Origin of the sequence: Terriglobus albidus, from assembly GCF_025685425.1 — a bacterium.
GTDB lineage: Bacteria > Acidobacteriota > Terriglobia > Terriglobales > Acidobacteriaceae > Terriglobus > Terriglobus albidus.
The window spans coordinates 1-6,523 of the sequence record NZ_JAGTAS010000045.1 but is presented as its reverse complement, the minus strand read 5'-3'; the positions used below and the strand labels follow the sequence as shown (position 1 = coordinate 6,523).

Annotated in this window: 6 protein-coding genes; 2 read left to right on the top strand and 4 right to left on the bottom strand. The window is 58.6% G+C overall.

Annotation, left to right across the window (positions count from 1 at the left end; all coding sequences use genetic code 11):
• Positions 1-466 precede the first annotated feature (466 nt).
• Genes OHL21_RS07980 through OHL21_RS07965 form a run of 4 tightly spaced genes read right to left on the bottom strand, consistent with a single transcriptional unit; the run spans position 467 to position 3,279 of the window.
• Positions 467-1,213, bottom strand: a complete 747-nt coding sequence (locus OHL21_RS07980) for a hypothetical protein (protein ID WP_263416724.1) — start codon at positions 1,211-1,213, stop codon at positions 467-469.
• An 11-nt stretch (positions 1,214-1,224) separates the two neighbouring features.
• Positions 1,225-1,962, bottom strand: coding sequence for a hypothetical protein (locus tag OHL21_RS07975; protein WP_263416723.1), 738 nt, complete (start codon positions 1,960-1,962; stop codon positions 1,225-1,227).
• Entirely contained in the window at positions 1,949-2,887 is a 939-nt protein-coding gene (locus tag OHL21_RS07970; RefSeq protein ID WP_263416722.1) for an ABC transporter ATP-binding protein, read from the bottom strand. Before OHL21_RS07970 ends, OHL21_RS07975 begins: the two co-directional genes overlap by 14 nt.
• Positions 2,884-3,279 (bottom strand): GntR family transcriptional regulator, encoded by a 396-nt coding sequence (locus OHL21_RS07965; protein WP_263416721.1) that lies wholly within the window; start codon positions 3,277-3,279, stop codon positions 2,884-2,886. The genes OHL21_RS07970 and OHL21_RS07965 overlap by 4 nt, the downstream gene beginning before the upstream one ends.
• A 459-nt stretch (positions 3,280-3,738) precedes the next feature.
• Here OHL21_RS07965 and OHL21_RS07960 point away from each other — a divergent pair, with 459 nt between their 5' ends.
• Complete coding sequence (locus tag OHL21_RS07960) at positions 3,739-4,608, top strand: sugar phosphate isomerase/epimerase family protein (RefSeq protein WP_263416720.1); 870 nt, start codon at positions 3,739-3,741, stop codon at positions 4,606-4,608.
• 91 nt (positions 4,609-4,699) lie between these two features.
• Complete coding sequence (locus OHL21_RS07955; RefSeq protein ID WP_263416719.1) at positions 4,700-6,250, top strand: Gfo/Idh/MocA family protein; 1,551 nt, start codon at positions 4,700-4,702, stop codon at positions 6,248-6,250.
• Positions 6,251-6,523 lie beyond the last annotated feature (273 nt).

Here is a 6,523-nt window from a genome sequence, read left to right as displayed (position 1 = left end):
GACTAAGCTCCCGCCATCCTGAAGGAAACAACTCTACCAATACAGGCCAATCTTCCAACTCCGCCATAATTCAGAAACTATCGAGCAAGAACATAAATGTCAATTAATATGTTAGCGCTTATGGGGCAACGCCCCAGGTTTTGGCTTCGCGCCGTAGGCGCGAATGTTTTGCTTAAGGGGACGGCTTTAGCCGTCCCGTATGGAGCCTGGAAGAATGCGGCTTTAGCCGCTGAGGTCATAGCTTGGGCACCTCAGCGGCTAAAGCCGCATACATCTCTACGTCTGGAATGGCACAGCTAAAGCTGTGCCCTTAAGCAAGGCATTCGCGCCGCAGGCGCGAACTGGCTACGCCCTGTGCAACGACCGCTGATCCGCGTGGAATTCAAGGCTCGTATAGAACGCATCTCCACGCCAACGAATACGTTCGTTGGGGACCCCGGCCTTCAGCGCTTATATTGCAGGCCTTTTACAACTCTTGTTTCGTTGTGGCGAATCCGCTGACAGCGAGCAAGGTCACCGCTGCGGCAAAAAATCCTGCAATGGGTGTGATGGCATAGGAGCCTGTCCAGAGCATCGTGCCGCGGTCGAGGTAGTGAGGGGAAAGGCCGCCCATGAAGTCCGCTACATGCAAGTGGAAGGGGCTCAGGCTGGGAAGCCGGGCTGCTGCGAGATAAAAGAAGTAAACGACATAGGCGACGCCAAGCGAGACGTATTCACTGGGCAAGAGCACGGATGCGAGGAACGAGATGGCGTAGGTGAAGATACCGCCTACGGCCCAGAGCGGGATGAAGCGCAGGGAGTAGTCCAACGGAAGCTGTTGGCCGACCAGATGCGATGCCACAGGGATGATGAACGACGGAATAGTCGCGAGAGCAAGCACCTGCAGCATGCCGAGGCCAGCACGCGAGGCGATGAGGTTGAGGCGGCTGGCGGGAAGGGCGAGCGTGAAGCCGATTGTGTTCTGCTTACGTTCCCGCTGCAGTCCGCCCAGTCCCAGGAGAAGGCAACTGAGTTGCAGAATGCCGCGTGTGGCTCCGCCGAAGATGGTCCAGTGAATGTACTGCGTGTAATTGTGAATACGCGGTTGCATATGCGCGAACATCGGATAGAGGCGGCTCTGAAAAAGTGTGTAGAGCAGGCACATCAGGGTAATGACGGCGGCGCTGATCAGGAATCGCAGGCTGCTTTCGCGCCAGGCTTTGTACCAGAGCATAAGTCCCCTCTCTAGAAATCGAGCGGCTCGATACGCCGCGCGGCAAGAAGGATGAAGGTTGCGCTGACGGCGAACATGACGGTCAGCGTCAGCAAGGGAAGCGGAGCGGCGAGCAGATGCTGGGCTTCGTTGAAGAACGGCATGTCTTCGCCATTGATCACATGGAAGATGTTGAGCATCGGCAGGCGTGCGAGCCAGGGAAGATTGAGCAGCGCTCCATACAACATGAACGAGGGAATGGCGACCAGCACGGCGATGTAGTCGCCTTCGAGCCGATGCGCAAGCAGAAAGGTGAGGCCGTAGAAGACAGCTCCGCCGGCGGCCCAGAGAGCGAAGAAGCCGCAGGTCTGCGCCACGGGATAGTACTCGCCGATGAAATGCGAGGCCATCGGCACGGCGAAGATGGGCACTGCGGCGATGATGAGCACGCTGCAATAGCCCATCACCGCGCGGGTGATGACGATGTGTCGTCTGCTGACGGGAAGTGCGAGGGTGAAGCCGGAAGTGCCCTGCGCACGCTCCTGCAGTAGACCGCCGGAACCGAGAATGACTGAAAGGATAAGGAACATGTCGGTGCCGAGGCTGTTGTAGATCGACTTCCAGATGTAGGCGATGTAAGTCATGGGTACGTCGGCAGTGGCGCGCATGGGCTGCTGGTAAAAAACGACGAATAAGCAGGCGGCAGCCATGGCGGCAGCACCGACGAGGGTAACGGTGCGAAGCTCGCGGAAGGATTTATACCAGAGCATCTTCGCGCTCCAGATGTTGCTGCTGATCCTGCCGGTTGCGTTCCTGCACGGTCTCAAGGAAGATTTCGCGCAGATTGACAGGGGAGACGTCGATATCTACGGCTCCGCGATCGCGGCCCATCTGCGCGATGGCGTCGGCATTGCTGCTGGCGAGAATGGTGATCTGACGGCCTTCGCTGCGCATCTTCTCCACACCGAGGATGGATTGAAGCTGCGGCGCGGGATTGGAGAAGCCGAGCGAGATGCGACGATAGTTTTCGCGAATCTGCTCAAGCGACATATCGAGGACGACGCAGCCGCGGTCGATCATGAGGATGTCATCAGCGATGCGCTCGACCTCGGAGAGCTGATGTGAAGAGAAGAAGACGGTGGTTCCATTGGCCGGTGCGCTGACAAGCGTCTGCAGCAGCTCTTCGATGGATACGGGGTCGAGGCCTTCGGTCGGCTCATCGAGGATGAGCAGCGCCGGACGGCGTGAGAGCGCGAGCAGCAACGCGAGCTTCGTGCGCATGCCCTTGGAGAGGGCTTTGACTTTGCGGTTGGGCGGAAGACGGTACTCGGCAAGCAGGCGGCGTTCGATGTCGGGCTGCCAGTCGCGATAGAACGAGCGGGTAAAGCGAATCAGCTCGGCGACGGTCATGTAGCCATAGAGGCCCTTGTCCTCCCCGACGTAGGCAATGCGGCGACGGATCTCGATGCTCTGTTTGGGGTCGTCGATGCGGTATCCGAGGACAACACCGGAGCCCGAAGAGGGCTGAATCATGCCGAGAAGCATCTTGATGGTGGAGCTTTTACCCGCTCCGTTACGACCCAGAAAGCCGGTAATGCGCTCGGCGCGGACACTGAGGTTGAGATGGTCGACTGCACGGAAACTGCCGTAGTTCTTGGTGAGTTCGCTGGTCTGGATGACGCGCTCGGGAATCATGGCTTCCTCACGGAGACGGTGGAGTGGATGAGCTGGGCTTCGAAGAGACGCCGAATCTCGTCGGCGGAGAAATCGTCGTCGAGCAGGTCTTCAACGACACTGCGGACGCGCGTCTGCGCCTTGAGCAGCTTGGCGGCGCGCGCCTTGCCGCTGCGCGGCGCGGAGATGTAAGCGCCGGAGCCATGACGCAGTTCGAGCAAGCCTTCGTGCTGCAGCTCCATGTAGGCTTTGGCGACCGTGTTGTGGCTGATCACAAGCTCTTCGGCGAGCGTACGGATGCTCGGCATGAGATCGCCGTCCTGCAGGACGCCCGTCTCGACGGCATGACGCACCTGTTCCATGAGCTGGAGATAGAGAGGATGGCCGGAGGCTGGGTTGAGGCGGAAGATCATGCCGCAAACTGTACCACAGTATTGGTACAGAATGTCAATTTGATTGTCAAATAAATCCCTCTCTTCGCACCGTAGGTGCGAATGTCTTGCTTAAGGGCACGGCTTCAGCCGTGCCATTCCAAACCGTAAAATGCATGCGGCTTTAGCCGCTGAGGTCATAGCTTTGGTACCTCAGCGGCTAAAGCCGCATTTCTTCCAGGCTTCAAACGGGACGGCTAAAAGCCGTCCCCTTAACCACCCCAGACAATGAAATTGTCTGGGGACCCCGGAGCAAGGCATTCGCGCCGCAGGTGCGAACTGGCTACGCCTCGTGCCACGACCGGTGATCCGGCTCGTATAGAGAGCGGGCCTTCACAGTCCTTTTGAGGTTCAATGGCCAAGAAACCTGGGGCGTTACCCTCTCATGACTCCGTAGCTGCTATAGTTTCTTCGATTGCTTCACCTTGGGAGATCAGCCAGATGATGAATCGCAGAACGTTTCTCAAGGGCGGAACCGCCGCCTCCGCTCTCCTCGCTGCCACGCGGTATCTGCCTGCCGATCCTCTTGGCCTGCCCATCGGTTGCCAGACCTACCCCGTACGCAAGACCATCAACACTGACTTCGCCGGAACCATGAAAGGCCTGCGCGCGGCAGGGTTCACTCAGATCGAGCTGTGCTCGCCCTATGGCTACAGTGACTTCTCCAGCCTGCAGCAGTACAAGCCGCAGGAGCTGCGGCGCATGCTGAACGACTGGGGCATCGGCTGTGTCTCCGCGCACTGGGCGCCGAAGGAGCTGTTTGAGAAGGCCGACCAGAGCATCGCCTATGCCAAGGACTTCGGCATGACGCAGATGGCAGTCGCCGCGCTTGGGCCCTTCAACTACAAAGGCACCGAGACCGTAGATGACGTGAAGCGGTACGTCGAGCCCTTCAATGCCTTCGCCGAAAAGGCCCACGCCGCAGGTATCGTTGCGCTGCTGCACAACGAAGGCTTCGTCTCCGCGTACATCGACGGCAAGCCGGTCTACGACATGATGATCGCCCTTTTGAACCCGGAGACCACCAGCCTGCAGTTCCAGGTCTCTACCATGCAGCAGGGCTACGATCCCGTCGCATACTTCAACAAGTACCCCGGCCGCTTCCGCTCCATGCACTGCCAGGACTGGGTCAAGGACCCATCCACCAAGTCCGGTTTCCGCCAGGTTCCGCTGGGCAAGGGTGTCGTCGATTGGAAGGCGGTCTTCGCAGCCGCAAAGACCGCGGGTGTGAAGAACTACTTCGTCGAATTGGAAGAAGACCCGGCGCTGATGCCGCCCAGCGTGCCGTATCTGAAATCGCTTAACGTTTGAAGCGAGCGCTAGTGACGTCAGTAACCTCAAACGATTGTTCTCAAGATATGCTTTGAGATTGCATTCAACGGGACAGTGTATTCTGGTGCGCGTGTCGAAACCAATTGAAAAACTGCTCCCTCTGAAAACTGTCGAGGCCGCCGGCTCCTCGCGTGTCGGCCGCCGTGAATTTATCAAAAAGAGTTCTCTGGCTGCCGGCGCGTTCGCGTTTGGCGCGCCTGCGTTTGTGCGCGGACAGAATCTCAACAGCAAGCTGAATATCGCCTGCATCGGAATCGGCGGGAAAGGCCGCAGCGACACCGATGCCTGCGCCGGCGAGAACATCGTCGCGTTGTGCGACGTGGATACAGGTTCCGCGGCGTATGAAGCGCAGACCAAAAAGTATTCGAGCGCGAAATTTTACAAAGACTTCCGGCAGATGTTCGATCAGATGGGCAATCAGATCGATGCGGTGACGGTTTCGACGCCGGACCATATGCATGCGATCGTGGCGTCGCTGGCCATGAAGAAGAACAAGGCGGTCTTTTGCCAGAAGCCGCTGACGCAAACCATCTATGAGGCGCGCTATCTGCGAGAGATGGCCAACGATCGAAAGCTGGTTACGCAGATGGGCAATCAGGGCAGCGCCTCCGACGGTCTGCGCCGCGCGGTAGAGACGATCCAGGACGGACTCATCGGACAAGTGCACGAGGTTCACGTCTGGACGAATCGCCCGATCTGGCCGCAGGCCATGGATCGTCCGGACGGAGAAGACCCGGTTCCTACGACATTAGATTGGGATACCTGGCTTGGGCCTGCTCCCATGCGGCCATATAAGGGCGGCAAACCGAACGATCGAGGCGGAATCTACGAGCCGTTTAACTGGCGTGGCTGGCAGGATTTCGGCACCGGCGCGCTGGGCGACATGGCGTGCCACACGGTCAATCTGGCGTTTCGTGCTTTAGATCTCGATTACCCGACGGAGATTGAAGCGACTCCTCTCGGCCAGATGAACAAGGAATCGTATCCCGTCGGTTCGAAAATTCGCTTCGACTTTCCCAAGCGCACAGGGCGCGTTCCCCTTGAGCATCCGCATCTCTTCCACCACAACAGAAAAGTTGAGCACGATGCAGTGACACTGTGGTGGTACGACGGCGGCCAGCCTGATCCAGGCGCCCGTGGCGGCCATGACCTGAGCAACAAGCCGCCGGTCGAACTGACCGCCGACATTGTGGCGCTGCAGGGCAAGGTGCCCGACAGTGGCTGTCTGCTGGTTGGCGAGGGAGGCACGGTCTTTTCTCCGGACGACTATGGAACCAACTTCTTCGTGAAGCTGAAGGGCGAGGAGAAGTTCGTCCACTACCTCAAGCATCCGGCCATGGCGCAATATCCGGAACGGATCGCCCGCAACAAACATGGCGGGAATCTTGTGGTTGCTCATGCGCAGGAATGGCTCGCCGCAGTGAAGGAAAACAAGCCGGAGATGTGCTACTCGCGTTTCGACGTCGCCGCGCGTCTGACGGAGATCATGCTGCTGGGCTGTGTGTCATTGCGTGCGGGCCACAAGATCGAATGGGACGGACCGAAGATGGTGGCGAGGAATTGTCCTGAGGCGGCGCCGTTTATACGGCGGGAAAACCGCTCTGGGTGGGCTCTTTCGTGAGGGGCTTAGCCAACCCGTTGTGCTTTGCGCAACGGGTTCGCACCTCTGCGAATGTCTTGCTTAAGGGCACGGCTTTAGCCGTGCCGAGTTAGCGCTGAACAACATGCGGCTTTAGCCGCTGAGGTCATAGCCTTGGGTACCTCAGCGGCTATTGATTCCTGCTTAAATAATGTCCTATACTATTATCCGAGCAGTCGAGGAGGCATGATGCGTCCAGTCGGCAGTGCGGAGGAGCTGGAGCGGAAACGTCAACGCGCGATCACACTCATCGAA